Annotated in this window: 18 protein-coding genes; 7 read left to right on the top strand and 11 right to left on the bottom strand. The window is 71.7% G+C overall.

Features of this window, described 5'->3' with window-relative positions:
• Nucleotides 1–66 precede the first annotated feature (66 nt).
• Nucleotides 67–2,652 carry a DNA topoisomerase (ATP-hydrolyzing) subunit B gene (gene gyrB, locus Q8X39_RS10765; RefSeq protein WP_305749675.1) on the top strand — a complete coding sequence of 862 codons (2,586 nt, stop codon included), beginning with the start codon at nt 67–69 and terminating at the stop codon, nt 2,650–2,652.
• A gap of 46 nt (nt 2,653–2,698) precedes the next feature.
• Here the strand turns inward: gyrB and Q8X39_RS10760 are convergent, their stop codons facing one another.
• Both Q8X39_RS10760 and Q8X39_RS10755 read right to left on the bottom strand, forming a co-directional pair.
• Nucleotides 2,699–3,058 (bottom strand): antibiotic biosynthesis monooxygenase family protein, encoded by a 360-nt coding sequence (locus Q8X39_RS10760; protein WP_305749674.1) that lies wholly within the window; start codon nt 3,056–3,058, stop codon nt 2,699–2,701.
• A 74-nt stretch (nt 3,059–3,132) separates the two neighbouring features.
• A complete protein-coding gene (locus Q8X39_RS10755; protein ID WP_305749673.1) occupies nt 3,133–3,756 on the bottom strand; it encodes an FMN-binding negative transcriptional regulator in 624 nt (207 codons plus the stop codon).
• A gap of 400 nt (nt 3,757–4,156) precedes the next feature.
• On the opposite strand from Q8X39_RS10755, the gene Q8X39_RS10750 reads away from it, so the two are divergent.
• Nucleotides 4,157–4,609: an RbsD/FucU family protein gene (locus Q8X39_RS10750; protein ID WP_305749672.1), complete on the top strand. Its 453-nt coding sequence runs from the start codon at nt 4,157–4,159 to the stop codon at nt 4,607–4,609.
• Between the two features lie 33 nt (nt 4,610–4,642).
• Here Q8X39_RS10750 and Q8X39_RS10745 read toward each other — a convergent pair whose 3' ends face one another.
• Entirely contained in the window at nt 4,643–5,866 is a 1,224-nt protein-coding gene (locus Q8X39_RS10745) for an RNA polymerase sigma factor (RefSeq protein ID WP_305749671.1), read from the bottom strand.
• 20 nt (nt 5,867–5,886) lie between these two features.
• A complete protein-coding gene (locus Q8X39_RS10740; protein WP_305749670.1) occupies nt 5,887–6,255 on the bottom strand; it encodes a YciI family protein in 369 nt (122 codons plus the stop codon).
• Between the two features lie 244 nt (nt 6,256–6,499).
• Here Q8X39_RS10740 and Q8X39_RS10735 point away from each other — a divergent pair, with 244 nt between their 5' ends.
• The gene (locus Q8X39_RS10735; RefSeq protein ID WP_305749669.1) at nt 6,500–7,627 is read left to right on the top strand and encodes a hypothetical protein; all 1,128 of its coding nucleotides are present in this window, start codon (nt 6,500–6,502) and stop codon (nt 7,625–7,627) included.
• 129 nt (nt 7,628–7,756) lie between these two features.
• Nucleotides 7,757–9,277, top strand: coding sequence for a hypothetical protein (locus tag Q8X39_RS10730; RefSeq protein ID WP_305749668.1), 1,521 nt, complete (start codon nt 7,757–7,759; stop codon nt 9,275–9,277).
• A 133-nt stretch (nt 9,278–9,410) separates the two neighbouring features.
• Here Q8X39_RS10730 and Q8X39_RS10725 read toward each other — a convergent pair whose 3' ends face one another.
• From Q8X39_RS10725 to Q8X39_RS10705, 5 genes are all read right to left on the bottom strand, one after another.
• Nucleotides 9,411–10,790: a nitrate- and nitrite sensing domain-containing protein gene (locus Q8X39_RS10725; protein ID WP_305749667.1), complete on the bottom strand. Its 1,380-nt coding sequence runs from the start codon at nt 10,788–10,790 to the stop codon at nt 9,411–9,413.
• 83 nt (nt 10,791–10,873) lie between these two features.
• Nucleotides 10,874–11,248 carry a nitrite reductase small subunit NirD gene (gene nirD / locus Q8X39_RS10720; protein ID WP_305749666.1) on the bottom strand — a complete coding sequence of 125 codons (375 nt, stop codon included), beginning with the start codon at nt 11,246–11,248 and terminating at the stop codon, nt 10,874–10,876.
• A 23-nt stretch (nt 11,249–11,271) separates the two neighbouring features.
• Entirely contained in the window at nt 11,272–13,800 is a 2,529-nt protein-coding gene (gene nirB, locus Q8X39_RS10715; protein ID WP_305749665.1) for a nitrite reductase large subunit NirB, read from the bottom strand.
• A 425-nt stretch (nt 13,801–14,225) separates the two neighbouring features.
• Nucleotides 14,226–14,549 (bottom strand): hypothetical protein, encoded by a 324-nt coding sequence (locus tag Q8X39_RS10710; protein WP_305749664.1) that lies wholly within the window; start codon nt 14,547–14,549, stop codon nt 14,226–14,228.
• A gap of 114 nt (nt 14,550–14,663) precedes the next feature.
• Nucleotides 14,664–15,467 (bottom strand): M90 family metallopeptidase, encoded by an 804-nt coding sequence (locus Q8X39_RS10705; protein ID WP_305749663.1) that lies wholly within the window; start codon nt 15,465–15,467, stop codon nt 14,664–14,666.
• Between the two features lie 282 nt (nt 15,468–15,749).
• Between Q8X39_RS10705 and Q8X39_RS10700 the strand changes: the two genes are divergently transcribed.
• The 3 genes from Q8X39_RS10700 to Q8X39_RS10690 all read left to right on the top strand — a co-directional run bounded on the left by Q8X39_RS10700 (nt 15,750) and on the right by Q8X39_RS10690 (nt 17,019).
• Complete coding sequence (locus Q8X39_RS10700; RefSeq protein WP_305749662.1) at nt 15,750–15,875, top strand: hypothetical protein; 126 nt, start codon at nt 15,750–15,752, stop codon at nt 15,873–15,875.
• Nucleotides 15,876–15,977: 102 nt separating this feature from the next.
• Nucleotides 15,978–16,577, top strand: a complete 600-nt coding sequence (locus tag Q8X39_RS10695) for a DUF4337 domain-containing protein (protein WP_305749661.1) — start codon at nt 15,978–15,980, stop codon at nt 16,575–16,577.
• A gap of 22 nt (nt 16,578–16,599) precedes the next feature.
• The gene (locus Q8X39_RS10690) at nt 16,600–17,019 is read left to right on the top strand and encodes a YkvA family protein (protein WP_305749660.1); all 420 of its coding nucleotides are present in this window, start codon (nt 16,600–16,602) and stop codon (nt 17,017–17,019) included.
• 21 nt (nt 17,020–17,040) lie between these two features.
• Here Q8X39_RS10690 and Q8X39_RS10685 read toward each other — a convergent pair whose 3' ends face one another.
• Nucleotides 17,041–18,267 carry a HupE/UreJ family protein gene (locus tag Q8X39_RS10685; RefSeq protein ID WP_305749659.1) on the bottom strand — a complete coding sequence of 409 codons (1,227 nt, stop codon included), beginning with the start codon at nt 18,265–18,267 and terminating at the stop codon, nt 17,041–17,043.
• The gene (locus tag Q8X39_RS10680) at nt 18,264–19,523 is read right to left on the bottom strand and encodes a hypothetical protein (protein WP_305749658.1); all 1,260 of its coding nucleotides are present in this window, start codon (nt 19,521–19,523) and stop codon (nt 18,264–18,266) included. The genes Q8X39_RS10685 and Q8X39_RS10680 overlap by 4 nt, the downstream gene beginning before the upstream one ends.
• Between the last annotated feature and the right edge of the window lie 31 nt (nt 19,524–19,554).

Here is a 19,554-nt window from a genome sequence, read left to right as displayed (position 1 = left end):
CCCGGCCCGCTTGAGCATTTCTGTACAGCGCCCGCCCCAGCGGCCGGACGCCACCGAGCCAGACCCATGACCGACCCGAAGAACTCCCCGCAAGACCCCCAGGCGAACCAGCCGGGCGCCGATGGCGTGACCCGCCGCGAGCTGCCCTCCGCCGAAGGCGAGCAGGTCTCGACCGGGTCGGAAGCGTCGGCGGCCTACGGCTCGGACAGCATCCAGATCCTCGAAGGCCTGGAGGCCGTGCGCAAGCGTCCGGGCATGTACATCGGCGACACGTCCGACGGCACCGGCCTGCACCACCTCGTCTTCGAGGTCGTCGACAACTCCATCGACGAGGCCCTGGCCGGCCACTGCGACGACATCATCGTCACCATCCACAGCGACAACTCCATCAGCGTCATCGACAACGGCCGCGGCATCCCCACCGGTGTGAAGATGGACGACAAGCACGAGCCGAAGCGTTCGGCCGCCGAGATCGCGCTGACCGAGCTGCACGCCGGCGGCAAGTTCAACCAGAACAGCTACAAGGTCTCGGGCGGCCTGCACGGCGTGGGCGTGTCCTGCGTCAACGGCCTGTCGACCTGGCTGCGCCTGACGGTGCGGCGCGACGGCCAGGCCCACTTCATGGAGTTCCGCCAGGGCATCCCGCAGGACCGCCAGATCGAGCAGCGCGACGGCTTCGACATCAGCCCGATGCGGGTCGTCGGCCCGACCGACAAGCGCGGCACCGAGGTCCATTTCCTGCCCGATCCGACCATCTTCAGCAGCGTCGACTTCCACTACGACGTGCTGGCCAAGCGCCTGCGCGAGCTGAGCTTCCTCAACAACGGCGTCAAGATCCGCCTGGTCGACGAGCGCAACCAGAAGGAAGACAACTTCGCCTACGCCGGCGGCGTCAAGGGCTTCGTCGAGTTCGTCAACAAGGGCAAGAAGGTCCTGCACACGAACATCTTCCACGCCCGCGGCGACAAGGTCAGCGACAACAACACCAACGTCGGTGTCGAGGTCGCGATGCAGTGGAACGAGAGCTACAACGAGAACGTGCTCTGCTTCACCAACAACATCCCGCAGCGTGACGGCGGCACCCACCTGACCGGCCTGCGCGCGGCGATGACCCGCGTCATCAACAAGTACATCGACGACAACGACATCGCCAAGAAGGCCAAGGTCGAGATCACCGGCGACGACATGCGCGAAGGCCTGGCCTGCGTCGTCAGCGTCAAGGTGCCGGAGCCGAAGTTCAGCAGCCAGACCAAGGACAAGCTCGTCTCCAGCGAGGTCCGCGCGCCGGTCGAGGACATCGTCAGCCGCCTGCTGACCGACTGGCTGCTCGAGAACCCGCTCGATGCCAAGACCATCTGCGGCAAGATCGTCGACGCCGCCCGCGCCCGCGATGCCGCCCGCAAGGCCCGCGAGATGACGCGCCGCAAGGGCGTGCTCGACGGCATGGGCCTGCCCGGCAAGCTGGCCGACTGCCAGGAGAAGGATCCCGCCATGTGCGAGATCTACCTGGTGGAGGGCGACTCCGCCGGCGGCTCCGCCAAGCAGGGGCGCGACCGGAAGTTCCAGGCCATCCTGCCGCTGCGCGGCAAGATCCTGAACGTCGAGAAGGCCCGCTACGAGAAGCTGCTGACCAGCAACGAGATCCTCACGCTGATCACCGCCCTGGGCACCGGCATCGGCAAGGGCATGGGCGGGGACGACTTCAACCCCGACAAGCTGCGCTACCACCGCATCATCATCATGACCGACGCGGACGTGGACGGCGCCCACATCCGCACCCTGCTGCTGACCTTCTTCTTCCGCCAGATGCCCGACCTGGTCGAGCGCGGCAACATCTACATCGCCCAGCCGCCGCTCTACAAGGTCAAGCACGGCAAGCAGGAGCAGTACCTCAAGGACGGGTCCGAGCTGGACGCCTACCTGCTGCGCGTCGCGCTCGACGGCGCGGTGATCGAGCCGGGCGCCGGCCGGGCGCCGATCGATGGCGCCGCGCTGGAAGACCTCGCGCGCCAGTACGTGCAAGCCAGCAACGTGATCTCGCGCCTGAGCAACTGGATGGACATCGAGGCGCTGCGCGCCATCAGCGACGGCCTCGTGCTCGACCTGGACGACGTCACCCGGGCCGAGGCCAGCGCCATCGCGCTGCAGGCCGCGCTGCACCAGGCCGAGGTGGCCGCCGAATACGACGCCCGCACCGACAAGCACCACCTGCGCATCAGCCGCCGCCACCACGGCAACATCAAGAGCAGCATCATCACGCAGGACTTCGTGCACGGCGGCGACTACGAGGCCCTGACCCGCGCCGGCCTGACCTTCAAGGGCCTGCTGGCCGACGACGCCACGGTCAAGCGCGGCGAAGGCGAGCGCCAGAAGTCCGCCAAGGCCGGCGACTTCCGCGTCGCGATGGCCTGGCTGATGCAGCAAGCCGAATCCAGCGTCGGCCGCCAGCGCTACAAGGGACTGGGCGAGATGAACCCGTCGCAGCTCTGGGAAACGACCATGGACCCGACCGTGCGCCGCCTGCTGCGCGTCCAGATCGAGGACGCCATCGAGGCCGACCGCGTCTTCACCATGCTCATGGGCGACGAGGTCGAACCGCGCCGGGATTTCATCGAGAGCAACGCGCTGAGGGCGGCGAACATCGATGCCTGATGGGGCTTGACCGGCACCAGGACAGCCCGGGAGGGCTGCACCGCCTTCACGCTCCCACGTGCTGCTGGCCGACCGGCATCGGGAGCGGACGGTCGGCCAGCGGGTGCGGGATGCCACGGTCGCCGTGGTTGCCGATGACCTCGGCGATGACCACCTGGTAGCCGTCCAGCCAGCGGCCTTGCTGCCGCTTCGCCTCGCGGTGCGCGGGATGGTTCATCAGCGCCGACAGCGCTTCCAGCGATTCCCAGTAGTACACGTTGGAGATCAGCCCGTTCGACGGGTTCTCCCACGCTTCCTCGCCCAGGTAGCCGGGCGTCGATTGCGCGATGGCCGAGATGACCCCGTCGAGCGCGTGGAACGCGTCGTCGAAGTCCTTCCTGGCGAAGGTGAAGGTGGCGGTGTACATGGCAGTGGCGGCGGGCGGTAACAGCGGGCGGTGGCGGCGGGTCGTGAACGAAGGCCTGGATGCGCGCGGCCGCTTCAGACCTGACGCACCAGCGCCGCCATCGCGTCATGGCCTCTGGCCCCGAGGTTCTCGACGACGCCCTGGCGGTCGCGCGTTTCCTTGTTCTGGCTGGCCTTGACCTTGCCCACGATGGACGTGACGGCAACCTCGATGCCGACGATGTGCCGCAGCATCTCGTCCAGGTAGTCCGGTGGCGCGTCACCCATCTTCCAGGGCTGGGGCTCGGAGGCTTCATGTGTTCGCGTGAGCCGGGCGACCAGCCGACGCACGTAGCGCTCGTCGTCGTGGACGTTCAGGATGCCCTGCACGTGGACCACTTCATAGTTCCAGGTCGGCACCTGGCGGTGCGTCTCGTGCTTGCTGGGATACCAGTTCGGCGAGATGTAGGCCTGCGCGCCGCGGAAGACGACCAGCACCGGGGTGCCCGTCGGGCAGCGTTGCCAAAGCGGGTTGGCGCGCGCGACATGGGCACTCAGGACGCCCGGACCGCCGTCGCTGCCGGGCTCGTACTCGAAGGGGATGTGGTCGGCGTCCAGTCCCGCCGGTGTGCTCGTCACCAGCATGCCCAGCGGGTGCTCGCGCATGACGCGCTGGAAGACTTCAGGGCGGGTTTCGGCGAAGTGCGGGGGGATGTACATGGGGCGTCCAGCGGCAAGGGTGACAGGCGCGAAGACCCGATCGTCGCCCCTGACCGGCTCAATGAGAAGCGCCGGTTCCCGTGATTCTCGATGGGCCAGTTTTCATCCTCGGACTCGCTCGACGCAGCGCCTGGCAGGCCCGGCCGCTGCATCTACCGGTTGCTGCATCTACCGGCTGCTGCTGAACCCTTCGGACGCCTTCGTCTTCGAGGATCCGGGCTGCCTGATGAGCTGCGCCTGGGCGACCTCGTGCGGCCGCCCGAACTGGTGCCGGTGTTCCGGCAGGCCAAGCGCGTGACCGACCGGCCTGCCCCGGTGCTGGCGCAACGTGCGCTGGCCACGCAGTACCCTTGCCCGCACCTCCCCGCCCTTCCCTGCCCTTCACCCCACGGAGCCCGCCATGCTCAAGCGCATCCCCGATTTCATGGACGCCGACCTGCTCTGGATCCTCGCCGCCATGGGCCACGGGGACCAGCTGGCCGTCGTCGATCGCAACTTCCCGGCCTGGGCCATCGCGCAGCAGACGCGCAGCCAGCGGCTCGTGACGCTGGGTGGCATGGACGCGCCGACGTCCGTCGCCGGCATCCTTGAGCTGCTGCCGCTGGACACCTTCGTGGACCAGCCGCTGGCGTGGATGGATCCGGTCGATGCGCCGGGCCAGGTGCTGTCGGTCCATGCCGACGTGCTGGCCGTCTGCCACGCCGCCGAGGGCCGGCCGATCGCGCACCGGGTGATCGCGCGGGCCGATTTCTACGCGGCGGCGACGCGATGCTTCGCGGTCGTGCAGAACTCGGAATCGCGGCCCTACGGCTGCTTCCTCCTGACCAAGGGCGTCGTGTTCGAACCGGCTTGAGCGCGCGGCTGCGCCCTGCACGGCCCGCTTGCCCTAGGCCCCGAGCGACCGCCGCAGGTATTCGCGGATCGCCGGGTCCTCGGTCAGGCCGATGGCGCGCTGCAGCGCCTCGTGCGCGGCCGCAGGCTCGCCCTGGGTGGCATGCAGGTTCGCGCGGGTGACCCAGTAGGGCTGGTAGCCCGCGACATCGGCGCCCGCCAGCGCGTCCAGGATGGCGCGGGCCTGGGCCGCGTCGCCCGCCTCGATGCGGGCGGCGGCCTGCGCGACCCGCACGCCGATGCTCGGGCTGTGTGCGGCCAGCAGGCCGTAGAGCGTGGCCAGCGCCTCGTGGTGGGTGCGGCCGGTGATGGGGCGCTGGACGTGGACCGACTGGATCGCGGCCTCGCACTGGTAGCGCCCGAAGACGCCGTGCGTGGCCGCCTGCATGAGCTGGTGCTCGGCCTCGACGATCAGCTCGCGGGTCCAGAGCCGGGCATCCTGGCGCTTGAGCGGGATGAAGGCACCGTCGGCGCCCCGTCGGGCCGGGCGGCGGGCCTCGCAATAGAGCATCAGCGCGAGCAGGCCGCGGGCCTCCGGCTCGTCGGGCAGCAGGGCCACCAGCAGGCGGCCGAGGAACAGTGCCTCGCCGCACAGGTCGTGCAGGCCGGTGTCGGCGCCGGGCAGCGCGTCCCAGCTGGTGCCGAAGGCCGCGTAGATCGCGCCGAGCACATCGAGCAGGCGCTCGGGCAGGTCCTCGGCCGTGGGCAGCTCGAAGCGCAGGCCGGCATCCCGGATCCGGGCCTTGGCCCGCACCAGCCGCTGGCCCATCGTCGCGGGTGCGACGAGGAAGGCTGCGCCAATCCGGGCCGCGTCCAGGCCGAGCACGGTCTGCAGCATCAGCGGCGTGCGCACCGCCGGATCGAGGGCCGGATGGGCGCAGACGAACAGCAGCTTGAGCCGGTCGTCCGGCACCACCGGGGCATCGGGCGCGTAGCCGTCCTGCAGCAGCGCCAGGTCGAGCGCCGAGGCGTCGACCACGCCGCGGTGACGCAGCGTGTTGCGGTGGCTGTTGCGGGCGGCGGTCAGCAGCCAGGCATCGGGGTTGGCCGGCACGCCGTCGACCGGCCAGGTCCGCAGCGCCGCGACGAAGGCGTCGGACAGCGCGTCCTCCGAGGCGGCGATGTCGCGCGAGCGGGACGCCAGCAAGGCCAGCAGACGGCCGTAGGAATCCCGCGCCGACCGTTCCGCGGCCTGGCTCGCCACCTCGCGCCCGGTCATGCGCCCGGTCAAGCGCCCGGTCATGCGCCGGGAGGCGCCATCGGCGGCATCACCGGACGCACCTCCACCGAGGCGCTGGCCGCCGACGGCGCGCGGGCGGCCCATTCCAGCGCGGCGTCGAGGTCAGGCACCTCGATGACGAAGTAGCCGCCGAGCTGTTCCTTCGTGTCGGCATAGGGACCGTCCTGCACGACCCGCTTGCCGTCGCGGATGCGCACGGTCGTGGCGGTGTCCGGACCCAGCAGGCCATCGCCCTTGACGATGACGCCGGCCTGGGCCATCGCACCGATGAAGGCATTCCAGCCGCCCCAGTAGGCGCCGGCCTGTTCGGGGTCGTGGCGCCGGGCGAATTCGCTGGCGGGTTCATTGAGCAGCAGCATGTATTGCATGGGGTGATCCTTGGCAGGGGGAAGAAGGGTGTCAATCCGGGTCAGCGCGAGAGCCTGCACCGGGCCTCGACCGTGACCACCGTGCGCTGCACGAGGGTCACGATCATGGGGATGACACGCGGCAGGGGGGTGATTTCGACAGTGGGCGTGAAAAAGATCTGCTGGCTCACAGAACGTCACCCGCCCTTACCCCCGCCCACACCCTGGCACAGCATCTCGCCCGCGCAGCGGCCAGACTCCGGGCATGGCTGTTCCGCTCCCCGTCCCGCTCGCCCCGTCCCCGGATGCCCCCGCCCTGACCGGCCCCGACTCGCCCGATCGGCGGCGGCTGTCGCTGGCGGCGCTGTCGGCGATCTGGCTGGCGGCCTGTGGCGGCGGAGGTGGCGGAGGATCGGATGCCGCCGGTTCGCAGGCCGCCGCCCCGGCACCCACGCCGGGCACCGGCAGCGGGGCCACGACCTTCGGGGACTTCAGCGGCGCGGGCACCGGCGTGAATGCGGCGCTCAACGGCGCGGTCGCGTTTCCGGGCTCGAACGCCTGGAACACCGACATCTCGGCCGCGCCGGTCGATCCGGACTCCGACGCGATCCTGACCAGCATCGGCCTGGCGACCGGCCTGCGGCCCGACTTCGGCGCGGGCACCTGGCAGGGGGCGCCGATCGGCATCCCGTATGTCGTCGTGGCCGGCACGCAGCCGCCGGTGCGGGTCAACTTCACCGCCTATCCGGGCGAGAGCGATGCCGGTCCCTACCCGGTCCCGGACTTCGCGCCCATCGAGGGCGGCAACGGCAGCACCGGCGACCGCCATGTGCTGGTGATCGACCGCGACAACCACCGGCTCTACGAACTCGCCCGCGCCTTCCGGCAGTCCGACGGCAGCTGGAACGCCGACTGCGGCGCGGTCTTCCACCTCGACAGCAACACGGTGCGCCCGCTCGGCCGGCCCGGCTGGACCAGCGCCGATGCGGCCGGCCTGCCGATCTTTCCCGGACTGGCCCGGCGCGAGGAAGCGGCCCGCGGCCCCGGCGGCATCCGCCATGCGCTGCGCTTCACGGTGGCGCGCACGCGCAGGGCCTATGTCCCACCGGCCACGCACGTCGCGTCGAGCGACACGTCGGCCAACCTGCCGCCGATGGGCATGCGGGTGCGACTCAAGGCCAGCTACGCGATCCCGACGGGCTTCAGCACCGAGGCCCGGGCCATCCTGACCGCGCTGAAGACCTACGGCATGTTCGTGGCCGACAACGGCAGCAACTGGTACCTGAGCGGCGCGCCCGACGAGGCCTGGCCCGACACGCTCAACAGCCAGCTCGGCCAGGTCAAGGGGAGCGACTTCGAGGTCATCCGCATGGACGGCCTGGTCACCGGCTGAACGCCGGCGTGGCGCAAACGGAACAGGCGACGTGCGGGCAGGCCAACGCCGAGGTCCGCCCGTGAAGCCTGGCGCGCTCGCGCACCGGTCGGCCGCGCACGTTCCACGCCGTGCCGGGACACTCGGCGCATGTCGCCCACGAACCTCGCCCGCTGGCCCGCCGCGCTCCTGCTGACCTTGCTCGGCACGCTCGCAGGCCCCGTGCAGGCCGACGCATCCGGCGCCGGGCTGCGCCGGGAAGAGGGCCTGGTGGTGCTGGACCACCAGTCGATCCGGGTGCCGGGCGATGCGCCCATCGACCTCGCCGGCTTCCACATCCACCAGCGGGTCTCCGAGCGGGTCTACCTGGGCATGGGCGCCTACGCACCGCTGTTCCAGGGCGAATACGGCGGCTTCATGGCCTTCGACGTGGGCGTCCACCTGCAGCAGCACCTGACGCCTCGACTGTTCGCGACGGCCGGCCTGGCCGGGGGCGGTGGCGGCGGCGGGCGCAGCGCCGGGCACAGCCGCTTCCTGTCGGGCACCGGCGGCTTCATCAAGGGCTATGCCGGGCTGGGCTACACGTTCACGGGCTATTCGCTGGGCGCCCAGGTCGCGCGCATGCAGTTCCAGGACGCGGCGATCCGCGACACCTCCGCCAACCTGTTCGTGCAGTTCCCGTTCGGCTACCTCCGCGGCCCCTTCGAGTCGCACGGCCAGGCGCTGACGCCGATGGCGCAGCGGCTGGCCGAGGACGAGGCCGGCGAGAACATGCTCGGCGTCGTGCTCGACCAGATCCACCAGCAAGATCCACAAGGCTCCTTCAAGGGCACGCTGGGCATGGTCGACCTGCAGTACGCCCACTTCATGGCGCGCGACACCTACTGGTTCGCCGCGCTGGGGGTCGGCCACAGCGGCCGGCCGCTCTACAACCAGATGCTCGGGGGCATCGGCCAGCGGCTGCGGCTGTCGCCCCGCACCAGCCTGTACGGGCAGATCGGCCTCGGCTCGGGCGGCTATGCGCCGGACGTGATCGACACCGGCCCCGGCCTGCTGGTCTACCCGAAGGCGACGGCCGAGGTCGCGCTGTCACGCGAGTTCGGCCTGGCCCTGTCGGCCGGCGTCCTGCGCGCGCCCAGGGGCAGCTCGCGCAACATCGGCTACGGCCTGGCCCTGAACTACCACATCCGTCCGGCCGACCGTGACGGGGCGGCGCTGCCGGCCCTCTTCCAGGGCGCGCGCTGGAGCCTGTTCCAGCAGACCGAGTTCAACGTCCGCTACGGCGGCATCGACCGCGCGCCGCTGCGCCTGCTGGCCGGCCAGCTGGACATGGCGCTGGACGACCGCTGGTTCATCCCGCTGCAGGCCGGCGTGGCCTACAACGCCTACCTCGGCTACCCCGGCTACGGCGAGCTGCTGGCCGGTATCGGCCTGCAGCAGCGCCACGAGGCAGGCGCACGCGGGCGCTTCTTCGGTCAGCTTCTGGGCGGCACCAACCCGCACGGCCCGGCCGTCAAGGCCGCCGCCGGGCTGCACCTGGACCTGGGTGAGCCGTGGTCGCTGACGGCCTCGGCGGGCAAGACCCGCGCCCGCCATGCCGACGGCCGCCGCTTCAGCGCCGACAGCATCGGACTGGGGCTGGGCTACCGCTTCTCGATGCCGGGGCGCTGAGACGCTGGGTTGGTCGGGGGGGTGGCTGCGGTACCCCGCAGCCGGGGGCAGGCCGTCGACCGAGCGCCGGGCCGCCCCAAGCCGGGCGACACCCCCTCGGGGGGTGGCTGCGGTACCCCGCAGCCGGGGGCCGTCATTCCTCCGGCTTGCGTGCCGGCGCGCCGGTGAAGGCGAAGTCCGGCAGCGACAGCGTCGCCTCGGCCACGTCGAGCAGGCGGCGGTTCTGGTCCATCGAGGTCTTCTGCAGCGCGCGGAAGGCGACGTCCTCGGTCATGCCCAGGCGGGCCATCAGCATGCCCTTGGCGCGCTCGATGATCTTGCGTTCATGCAGCGCGCGGCGGGCCGCTTCCAGCTCGGACTCCATGCGCGCCAGCCGGGTCGACTGCTCCTGCAGCAGCGCGAGCAGCGAGCTGTCCTCGGGCGTCGCGGCGGCCGGGGCAGGGTCGCCGGCCGCACCCGATGCGGCGGTCGACGCCCGCGTCGATGCCGGCGCGATCAGCGCCGCCAGGCTCAGGTCGGGCGCGGCCGCCGGCTGGGTCGCGATGTCCAGGAAGCGGTCGACCGCGTGGCTGTGCGCCGGCGGGTTGTCGCGCAGTTCGCGCAGCAGCCGCTCGGCGTCCTGCAGGTCCTGGCGGGCCGCCTCGATCTGGCGCTGGCAGTCGTCGCGCAGGTGCTGGACCAGCTCGACCTGCAGCTGCCACAGCTCGGAGATGCGCTCGCTGCAGACGGTGAACCAGGTGTCGCTCAGCTGGCTGTCCAGCACCGCATCGGGCCGCGCGGCGCAGAGCGTGCGGCGCAGCCGTTCGAGCCGGGCCATGCCGGGCGAGAGCTGCTGGCGTTCCCAGCGGGCCCGCTGGGCCGCGTCGGTGAACTCGGCATAGACCTGCAGGTTGCGCTCCTGCGCGTCGATCAGGTGGACCACCCGCTGCTGCTGCGCTTCCTGGCAGACGCCACCGGCGAACAGCTCGGCACCGACCGCACGTTCCTGGCCAGCGCCCTCGTTGCCCTGCACCAGGTGGACCAGCGCCACCAGCCGGCGCGAGATGGCTGGATGCGCGCTCGCATCGGCCACCAGCACGATCAGCTCGACCAGGCCGGCGATCAGGCGGCTGAAGGCTACCACCGCGTCGTGCGCGCTCATGCCGTGGCGATCGACCTTGGCGCGCAGCTCGCCGAGCGCGTCCAGCCCCAGCAGCACCCAGGCCATCAGCGACAGCAGCCGCGAGGACGCGTCCTGCCCGGGCGCCAGCTGCAGCGCGAACAGCTCGCGCAGGTGCGCCTGCACCGGCTCGGCGGTCTCGATGGCCTGGCGGCGCACGTCGGCATAGCGCAGGCCGCGCGAGGCCAGCCAGACGCTCGACGCGCCACGCTCGCGCTGCAGCGCATGGATCAGCTGGCCGGTCACGTCGACCAGCTCGGCGCGGGCAGCGAGCTGGCGCAGGGTGTCGATGTCGCGCTGCTTGGCACGCAGCACCAGGGCGGAAACCGACAGGGGCGCGGTCGCGGCGGGCATGGGGTCCTCCAGGGTCACGGATCAAGGCGTGATTCTCCGCAATCCCATGCATGCGCCGCGCCCACCTGGCACGAGCGACCCGCTCAGTTCAGCGCGACCAGGACCCGATCACCCTCGACCCGCACGCGGTGCGCGCTGACCGACTGCTCCGGCGCCTCCAGGCATTCGCCCGAGCGCAGGTCGAAGTGGTTCTTGTAGAGCGGCGAGGCCACCACGACGCGTTCGCCCAGGCTGCCGACCAGGCCGCGCGACAGCACGCTGGCCTGCGAGCGCGGATCGACGTTGTCGATCGCATAGAACTGGTCCGCACCGAGCCGGAAGACCGCGACATGGCGGCCCTCGACGCGGGCGCAGACCCCCGTGCCGGGCAGGATGTCGTCGGCCTGGCAGACGGGGATCCAGGCCGGTGCGGCGGGGTGGTCGGTGGCAAGGACTTCGGGGTTCTGGACGGTGCTCATGGCGGGCTCCTCGGGTCGGTGGCTCAGGCGGATTCGGGCTGGCGGACGCTGGCGCGCTCGTCGGGTCGGGCCGGACGGATCTGGCCACGTTCCTCGATGAACACGATGTGCTCGTCGGCCTGCTCGCTGTTGACGAAGCTGCGGAAGCGGGCCCGCACGGCCGGGTCGGTGACGGCGGTCTTCCACTCGCACTGGTAGGTCGAGACGACGTGCGCCATCTGCGCCTCCAGCTCGGCGGCCAGGCCGAGGCGGTCGTCGACCACCACGCCCTTGAGGTAGTCCAGCCCGCCTTCGAGGTTGTCGCGCCAGGTGCTGGTGCGCTGCAGCCGGTCGGCGGTGCGCACGTAGAACATCAGGAAGCGGTCGATCAGGCGGATCAGCTCGTCGCGGCCGAGGTCGCTGGCCAGCAGCTCGGCATGGCGCGGCTTCATGCCGCCGTTGCCGCAGACGTAGAGGTTCCAGCCCTTCTCGGTGGCGATGACGCCGACGTCCTTGCCCTGCGCCTCGGCACATTCGCGGGTGCAGCCCGAGACGCCGAACTTGATCTTGTGCGGCGCACGCAGGCCCTTGTAGCGGTTCTCCAGCTCGACCGCGAGACCGACGCTGTCGCCCACGCCATAGCGGCACCAGGTCGAGCCGACGCAGCTCTTGACCGTGCGCAGCGCCTTGCCGTAGGCATGGCCGCTCTCGAAGCCGGCGGCGATCAGCTCTTCCCAGATCAGCGGCAGCTGCTCGACCCGCGCGCCGAACAGGTCGACCCGCTGGCCGCCGGTCACCTTGGTGTACAGGCCGTACTTCTTCGCCACCTGGCCGACCGCGATCAGGCCCTCGGGCGTGACCTCGCCGCCGGGCATGCGCGGCACGACCGAGTAGCTGCCGTCCTTCTGGATGTTGCCGAGGTAGTAGTCGTTGCTGTCCTGCAGGCCGGCGAGTTCCTTCTTCAGCACGAACTCGTTCCAGACCGACGCGAAGATGCTCGCCGCCACGGGCTTGCAGACATCGCAGCCCAGGCCGTGGCCATGCCTGGCGATCAGCTCGTCGAAGCTGCGGATCTCGCCGACGCGGACCAGGTGATACAGCTCCTGGCGCGAATGCGGGAAGTGCTCGCAGACATGGTTGTTGACGGCCATGCCGCGCCGCGACATCTCGGCCTTCATGACCTGCGTGACCAGCGGCACGCAGCCGCCGCAGGTGGCGCCGGCCTTGGTGCAGGCCTTCAGCGCGGCGACGGTGGTGGCGCCCTCGCCGACGGCGGCGCACAGGCGGCCCTTGCTGACGTTGTTGCACGAGCAGATCTGGGCGCTGTCGGGCAGCGCGTCCACGCCCAGGCCGGGCCTGGCCTTGCCGTCGCTGCTGGGCAGGATCAGGAACTCGGGCTCGGCCGGCAGCGCGATGCCGTTGAGCGCCATCTGCAGCAGCGTGCCGTATTCACCGGCATCGCCGACCAGCACGGCACCCAGCAGGCGTTGGCCGTCCTCGCTGACCACGATCTTCTTGTAGGTCTGGCGGCGCTCGTCGGTGTACTGGTAGGCGCGGCTGCCCGGCGTCGCGCCGTGGGCATCGCCGATGCTGGCCACGTCCACGCCCATCAGCTTGAGCTTGGTGCTCATGTCCGCGCCGACGAAGGCCGCGTCGTCCTGGCCGACCAGGTGGCGCGCGGCGACGCGGGCCATCTCGTAGCCGGGTGCGACCAGGCCGAAGATCTGCCCGTTCCAGGCGGCGCATTCGCCGATCGCGTAGATGTCCGGATCGCTGCTGCGGCAGGCGCTGTCGATGGCCACGCCGCCGCGCGGGCCCATGTCCAGGCCGGCCGCGCGGGCCAGTTCGTCACGCGGGCGGATGCCGGCGGAGAACACGATCATGTCGGTCTCCAGCTGGCTGCCGTCGGCGAACACCATGCGGTGCGTGGCGGCCTCGCCGTCGACGATCTGCTGGGTGTTCTTCTGGGTGTGGACCTTGACGCCCAGCGCCTCGATCTTCTGGCGCAGCATGCGGCCGCCGCCGTCGTCGACCTGCACGGCCATCAGGCGCGGGGCGAACTCGACCACGTGCGTCTCCAGGCCCATGTCGCGCAGCGCCTTGCCGCACTCCAGGCCCAGCAGGCCACCACCGATCACGACACCGGTGCGGCTGCGCGCGCCGCAGGCCTTCATGGCCTCCAGGTCCTCGATGGTCCGGTAGACGAAGCAGTCGGCCCGATCGCGGCCCGGCAGCGGCGGCACGAAGGGATAGGAGCCGGTGGCCAGCACCAGCTTGTCCCAGGCCAGCACCTCGCCGTCCAGCGTGGTGACCGTGCGCGCGGCGCGGTCGATGCTCGCCGCGCGGGTCGCCAGACGCAGCGCGTGGCCGCTGCGCTCGAAGAAACCGGGCTCGACCAGCGACAGGTCCTCGGCGGTCTTGCCCACGAAGAACTCCGACAGGTGCACGCGGTCGTAGGCCGCACGCGGCTCCTCGCACAGCACCGTGACCTGCAGGTCGCGCGCGCCGGACTCGACGAGGCTTTCCAGGAACTTGTGGCCCACCATGCCGTGGCCGACGACGATGATCTTCATGTGTGATCCTGCAGAAGTGCGGGCGGCCGCTTGCATCGGTGCAGGTCACTGCGCCTCGGCCCGCCCAGGCGGGGGCGCAGCGAGGGCCCTCCGCGGTTGACGGATGAATACGGTTCAGGAACGACCACATCGCCCAGCCCGTGGGGGCGTGGAGATGGGTCTGGTTCCGCCGTCATCAGCGGAGGCTGTGATCCGTCCGGCGGCTGCGATACCGCCGGACACGCCCAGGCATTCGCAAGGCGCGTGCCTGCGGCGGCGAGCCGGGTCTTCAGAGGGAGAACAGAGGGAGAAGGGCCGACCGTGCGGTGAGCGCACGGTCCGGGTGCCTCGAACTGGTGCCCCGGCCGGTCCACGGCGGGGCACGCTGCCAGCGTGCGGGGCGCGGGCCGAGGGGCGCTGCGGCGGTCCGCCGTGCGCCGGGGGGATCAGCCGCGGGCGACGCGGGCCAGCAGCGCGCGGGCGGCCTGCTCGGACTCGACCGAGCGCTCCAGCGGCGCGCGCGACAGGCCGGCATGCCCGTAGTGCAGGTTCTCGTACAGCTCGGCGGTGGACGGATGGGCCTTCAGCAGCGCGTCGATCAGGTCATCGGGCCAGGGTTCGGACAGCGCCGCCGACAGGCGGGTGACGACGGTGCGGTACTGCGCCGGGTCGACCCGGACGGGGCTGCGCTCGAGCCGCTCCAGCAGGCCGGCGAGCACCAGCAGGGCCTGGGCGCGGCTGCGGACGGACTCGGTGGACGGTGCGGTCATGAGGGACTCCTGTTCGATCGGACAAGCTGCGTCCGGAAAACCCCGGGGCATGCATCGCACATGCGGTGGCCACGGGGGTTTTCAAGCACGGCGCCGATGACGGATGTCACGCGCTCACCACGCCGCCGGCGCGACGCCGTACAGGCCGCTCAGCTCGCGGTAGACCGCCGGCTCCTCGGCGGCGAGGTCCTGCGGGCGCTCGAAGAAGGCCTCGGTGATGCAGGCGAAGTACTCGGCCGGGTCGCTGGCGCCGTAGGGATCGATGACCCCGGACGGCTGGCTGCGCAGCCGCTGCAGCCCGGCGGACATGGCCTGCGCCCAGGCCCGGCGGCGGCGCCTGCCGGGCCGCCAGGGCTGGCCGTCGGCATGGCCCTTGTCCTGGTCGATCTGATGGGCGAACTCGTGCAGCGCGACGTTGCGGCCATCGCCCGGATCGGCCGCGCCGGCCAGCACGTCGGGCCAGGACAGCACGACCTGCCCGTGGGTCCAGGACTCGCCGGACATGGTCACGCGCTGCTGCCGCACCAGCCCGCCACCGAGCGGCTGTTCGCGCTCGACCGCGAAGGCGGCCGGGTAGACCAGCACCTGCCGCAGCTGCGGGTAGACCTGCGCACGCGCGTCGCCCAGCAGCAGCAGGCAGGCATGGGCGGCGACGGTCACGCGAACCTCGTCGGTGATGGGCTGGCCCTCGCAGCCGATGAAGGGCTTCTCGGCCAGGAAGACCTGGATGTGGCCCTTCAGCCGCAGTTGCAGATCGGCCGGCAGCCGCGCCGCCAGCGGCACCCGCCGCCTCAGGATGCGCCGCCAGGCCGGCGGGAACGGGCTCGCCCGCCAGCGTGAACGCCGCCGCTCCCGCCGCCAGCCTTGTGTCGCCAGCCCCGCCACCCCGGCCAGCCCCGCCAGTGCGAGGGTGAGCATGGGCCAGGTGCCGGTGGGTGGATCGAGCGTCATGCGTCGCACATGCGACCTGGGCCCACCGATTCAAGTCAGCCTGCGCCCGAGACGTGAGGCCCGAACGGCTTTTTCATTTCAGTCATCAACCCACCGATTCTTGTAGGCCCGCCCAGGCCGCTTTGACCTCCACAAGTCATGCGCCTGGGTTTCTGGATTCCTACAGTCCGGTGCATCGGTGGCGGACGCGCCTTCGGCACCGAGACCTTCCGCCCCTGACCTTCCCGGCGCGCCCAAAGGAAAACCATCATGAAGATCATCGACATCGTTTGCGCCATCGTCCTGGTGAGCATGAGCGGCGCACTGGTCGGGGTCGACGCGCGCGACATCGTCCGGCAGGTCGCAGCCATCGCGCCCGTCACGCCGTCCACCTGAATCGGTCATGCCTGCGCGTCGTCTTCACGGTTCGGATAATCGCGGCCTCGCGGTGGACCCACCGCCTCCCTCGATGCCTCACGACAGCAGAAAGACGCAGACATGTCCGGACACGGTTTCCACGTCCACGGCCCGCACGACCACGAGGTCGAGCACGCCGCCCACGCCGCCAGCCACGGCGGCCACGGCGACAGGAAGGACAGCTTCGCCAGCACCATCGCGGTGACCACCGCCATCCTCGCGACGGTCGGCGCGCTGTTCGCCTACATGGGCGGGGCCACGCAGGCCAACGCCGGCCTGTACAAGAACAACGCCGCGATCAGGAAGACCGAGGCGTCCAACCAGTGGAACTACTACCAGGCCAAGAGCAGCAAGCAGAACCTCTACGAGGTGATGCTCAACGTGCTGCCGGCCGACCGGCAGGCCACCTACCAGGCCGAGATCGAGCGCTACAAGACGGAAAAGGGCGAGATCAAGGCCGCCGCCGAGAAGCTCGAAGCCGAGGCCACGGCCTGGGACGCCAAGAGCGAGTCCGAGCTGCACCTGCACCACCGCTGGGCCCAGGCGACGACCGCGTTGCAGATCGCGATCGCGCTGGCGGCCATCGCGCTGCTGACGCGTCGCAAGTGGGTCGAGGTCGCGATGTTCCTCGCCAGCGGCCTGGGCCTGGTGCTCGGCGGCGCGGCGATGCTGCACCTCTGACGGCCCCAGCGGGGCAAGCCGCATGATCCGCAGCCCCTGGCGACGCGCGCGCGACCTGCTGGTGGCCTCGCGCACCTGGGCGCGCGGCGTCAAGCGCGACGTGCTGACGCTGTGGTTCGTGCGCTCGCATCCCGACACGCCCTGGACCGCCCGCCTGCTGGCCGCGCTGGTGGTGGCCTATGCCTTCAGCCCGATCGACCTGATCCCGGACTTCATCCCGGTGCTGGGCTGGCTGGACGACGTGATCCTGCTGCCCGCGCTGATCTGGCTGACGGTGCGGCTGCTGCCGCCCCATGTGCGCGCCCACGGCCGCGCGCAGGCCGAGGCCTGGCTGGCGCGCCGCGAGGCCCGGCCGCGCAGCCCGATCGCGGCGGTCGTGATCGTCGCGCTGTGGCTGCTGGTGGCGGGCCTGCTCGCCCACGCCTGGCTGTCGACGCCCTGAGCCGCCCTGAGCCGCGCCGGCTCAGACGGCCAGCAGCGCCACGTCGAAGGCCCGCTCGACCAGCCAGACGCCCGCCAGGGCGGCGATCAGCAGCGAGCCGGCCTGCAGCGCACCGCGCCGGTAGAGGGCGCTGGCCCGCCAGCGCCAGGCCAGCGGCAGCAGCAAGGCGACGATCGCCAGCTGGCCCAGCTCGACGCCGAGGTTGAAGCCCAGCAGCGGCGCGATCAGGCCCTCGCGCTGCAGGCCCAGGTCCTTGAGCACCGCCGCGAAGCCGAAGCCGTGGACCAGCCCGAACACGAAGGTCAGTGGCCAGCGGTGCGCGGCCACCAGCGGCCGCAGGTTGTTCAACGCGACCAGCACGACGCTGGCGGCGATCAGCGATTCGGTCCAGCGCGACGGCGGCGAGACCACGTCGAAGGCCGCCAGCGACAGCGTGATCGAGTGCGCCACCGTGAAGGCGCTGACGACCTTGAGCAGGTCCAGCGCCATGCCGCGCCGGTCCTGCGAGGCGGTCCAGCCGGCGGCCGGTCGGCCGGTGTGCAACACCAGCCCGGCCGGCCGCCACACCAGCACCGCCGGCAGCAGCAGCGCGAGCAGGAACAGCACATGGTCGGCGCCGATCAGGATGTGATGCACGCCCTGGGCCACGAAGCCGGTCCAGCCCGGACCGTCGGCACCGGACGACCGCGCGGCCGCCGGCACGTCGAAGCGCTGCAGGTCAGGGCCGGGCACGAACACCGCCGTGCGCGGTCCGGGTCCGTCCCGGCCGGCAGCCTCGGCCCAATCGACCCGGACGATGCCGCGATGCTGCGGATCGGTCTGCGCGAACAGCGTGTAGCGGCCCTGCAGCTGCTGCGGCGGCGCGGCGCAGGTCCAGCGCCGGCGCAGCACCGCATGGCGGCCGTCGCTGTGCTCGTCGAGCTGCGGCTGGCCGTGGTCCTGCACGCGGCAGGGCTGGCCATCGGCGGACAGCTGCACCGCCGTGCCGGCCAGGGCCTGGATGTCGGGCCAGCGCCGGCGCACCTCGCCCCAGGTCAGGCTGCCGTTGCCGTCGGCATCGAGGTCCAGCTCGCGGTCGAGGTCGCGCAGCGCGATGTCCAGGCGCTCGTCGACCTCGCCGGCCGCGCCCGGCAGGACCTGCCAGTGCAGGTAGGCGTCGCTGGCCTTGTGGGACCAGGCCGGCGCGGCGAGCAGGCACAGGCCGGCCAGCAGCCAGGCCCGGCCGATCGTGGGCATGCGCGTGTTCATCGGGTATTCCTGGCCATGCGGCGTTCGTCGGGCGCGCCCAGGCGCACGTCGGACAGGCCGGTCGCGCGCACGAAGTCGGCCACTGGGCGGGCCGCCTCGGGCTGGCCGGCGGCGCGGGCCGCATCGACCAGCAGGCGCGCGTCAGCCGGTTCCTTCTGCGTGGCCCAGTTCTGCTGCGCGAGTTCGAGCGCACGCCCGGGCCGGTCGCGCAGCTGGCGTTCGAAGCGCGACTGCTCGCGCCGATGGGTCGCGTCGCCCCGCGCGGCGGCGGCCTCGTAGCGGTCCTGCAAGGCCGCGGTGGATGCGGCGCTGCGCGGGTCGCCGAGCGCACGCTGGGCCAGCGCCAGGCGCAGCAGCAGCGGGTCGACGTCCTCGCGTCCGGCCAGCAGCGTCAGCACCTCGCGCGGGCGGCCCTGGTCGAGCAGCCAGTCGGCCAGCGCGGCCAGCGTGTAGACGTCCGGCGCCTGGCCATCGGCCTGCTGGGCCGCCAAGGCCGCCCGGTAGAGCGCGCCGGCCCGGGCCTGGCCGCGGCGCTCGGCCAGCTCGGCACGCACCAGCGCGAGCCAGCCGGCCAGTGCCGGCGCAGAGGTATCGGCCAGCCGCGCCAGCGTGGCCTCGCCTTCGGCCGCACGGCCGGTCAGGCTGGCCAGTTCGGCACGGCAGACCTGCGCAGCGAGCTGCACGCCGGCCGCGGCCGCGCCCAGGCCGGCATGGCGCGGCGACTGCAGGCGGGCGCAACCGGCCTCGGCCTCGGCCAGCCGGCCGAGCACCTGGAGCACGCTGGCGCGGGTCAGTTCGGCCTGGGCCTGCAGGGCCGGCGCGGCGGCCCGGTCGGCGAGCACGCCGTCCAGATCGCCCAGTGCGCCGCTGAAGTCGTGCAGGCTTTGCCGCACCGTGCCACGCAGCAGGCGCACCGGCGCCGGTGGCGCAGGCTGCGTCCACCAGGCCGACAAGGCCGCCTGGGCCTGGCCCAGATCGCGCGGATCACCACTGCGGCGAAAGCCCTCGATGGCGGCGCGCGCGCTCGCCAGCGCCAGCGGCAGGTTGTGTGGCTCGCGCTGCAACTGGGCCCGGCGGGCCCGCTCGGCCTGCCGCGCGGCACCGGCCAGGCCACCGCGCAGGGTCTGCACGACCTCGTCGTCGCCGGCCGGCACGAAGGGCGCGGCACGGGCGGGACCGGCTTGCGCCAGCAGCAGGCAGGCCAGCCCGGCCAGCGTGGCGCGGCACCGGCCCATCGTCGGGATGCGCGTGTTCATCGGGTGTCCTGGCATTCGGGGAGTTGTCGGG

Origin of the sequence: Leptothrix discophora, assembly GCF_030705305.1 — a bacterium.
In the GTDB taxonomy this organism is placed as follows: Bacteria; Pseudomonadota; Gammaproteobacteria; order Burkholderiales; family Burkholderiaceae_C; genus Sphaerotilus; species Sphaerotilus discophorus.
The sequence above is the reverse complement of the archived record's forward strand: the minus strand, read 5'-3'. Positions and strand labels throughout refer to the sequence as shown.

Coding starts and splice junctions, on each gene's coding strand:
- Q8X39_RS10740 (WP_305749670.1), bottom strand. CDS start 6,255: ATGCAATACATGCTGCTGCTCAATGAACCCGCCAGCGAATTCGCCCGG.
- gyrB (WP_305749675.1), top strand. CDS start 67: ATGACCGACCCGAAGAACTCCCCGCAAGACCCCCAGGCGAACCAGCCG.
- Q8X39_RS10755 (WP_305749673.1), bottom strand. CDS start 3,756: ATGTACATCCCCCCGCACTTCGCCGAAACCCGCCCTGAAGTCTTCCAG.
- Q8X39_RS10730 (WP_305749668.1), top strand. CDS start 7,757: ATGTCGCCCACGAACCTCGCCCGCTGGCCCGCCGCGCTCCTGCTGACC.
- Q8X39_RS10690 (WP_305749660.1), top strand. CDS start 16,600: ATGATCCGCAGCCCCTGGCGACGCGCGCGCGACCTGCTGGTGGCCTCG.
- Q8X39_RS10760 (WP_305749674.1), bottom strand. CDS start 3,058: ATGTACACCGCCACCTTCACCTTCGCCAGGAAGGACTTCGACGACGCG.
- Q8X39_RS10725 (WP_305749667.1), bottom strand. CDS start 10,790: ATGCCCGCCGCGACCGCGCCCCTGTCGGTTTCCGCCCTGGTGCTGCGT.
- Q8X39_RS10705 (WP_305749663.1), bottom strand. CDS start 15,467: ATGCTCACCCTCGCACTGGCGGGGCTGGCCGGGGTGGCGGGGCTGGCG.
- Q8X39_RS10735 (WP_305749669.1), top strand. CDS start 6,500: ATGGCTGTTCCGCTCCCCGTCCCGCTCGCCCCGTCCCCGGATGCCCCC.
- Q8X39_RS10700 (WP_305749662.1), top strand. CDS start 15,750: ATGAAGATCATCGACATCGTTTGCGCCATCGTCCTGGTGAGCATGAGC.
- Q8X39_RS10695 (WP_305749661.1), top strand. CDS start 15,978: ATGTCCGGACACGGTTTCCACGTCCACGGCCCGCACGACCACGAGGTC.
- Q8X39_RS10745 (WP_305749671.1), bottom strand. CDS start 5,866: ATGACCGGGCGCGAGGTGGCGAGCCAGGCCGCGGAACGGTCGGCGCGG.
- nirB (WP_305749665.1), bottom strand. CDS start 13,800: ATGAAGATCATCGTCGTCGGCCACGGCATGGTGGGCCACAAGTTCCTG.
- Q8X39_RS10680 (WP_305749658.1), bottom strand. CDS start 19,523: ATGAACACGCGCATCCCGACGATGGGCCGGTGCCGCGCCACGCTGGCC.
- Q8X39_RS10685 (WP_305749659.1), bottom strand. CDS start 18,267: ATGAACACGCGCATGCCCACGATCGGCCGGGCCTGGCTGCTGGCCGGC.
- Q8X39_RS10710 (WP_305749664.1), bottom strand. CDS start 14,549: ATGACCGCACCGTCCACCGAGTCCGTCCGCAGCCGCGCCCAGGCCCTG.
- nirD (WP_305749666.1), bottom strand. CDS start 11,248: ATGAGCACCGTCCAGAACCCCGAAGTCCTTGCCACCGACCACCCCGCC.
- Q8X39_RS10750 (WP_305749672.1), top strand. CDS start 4,157: ATGCTCAAGCGCATCCCCGATTTCATGGACGCCGACCTGCTCTGGATC.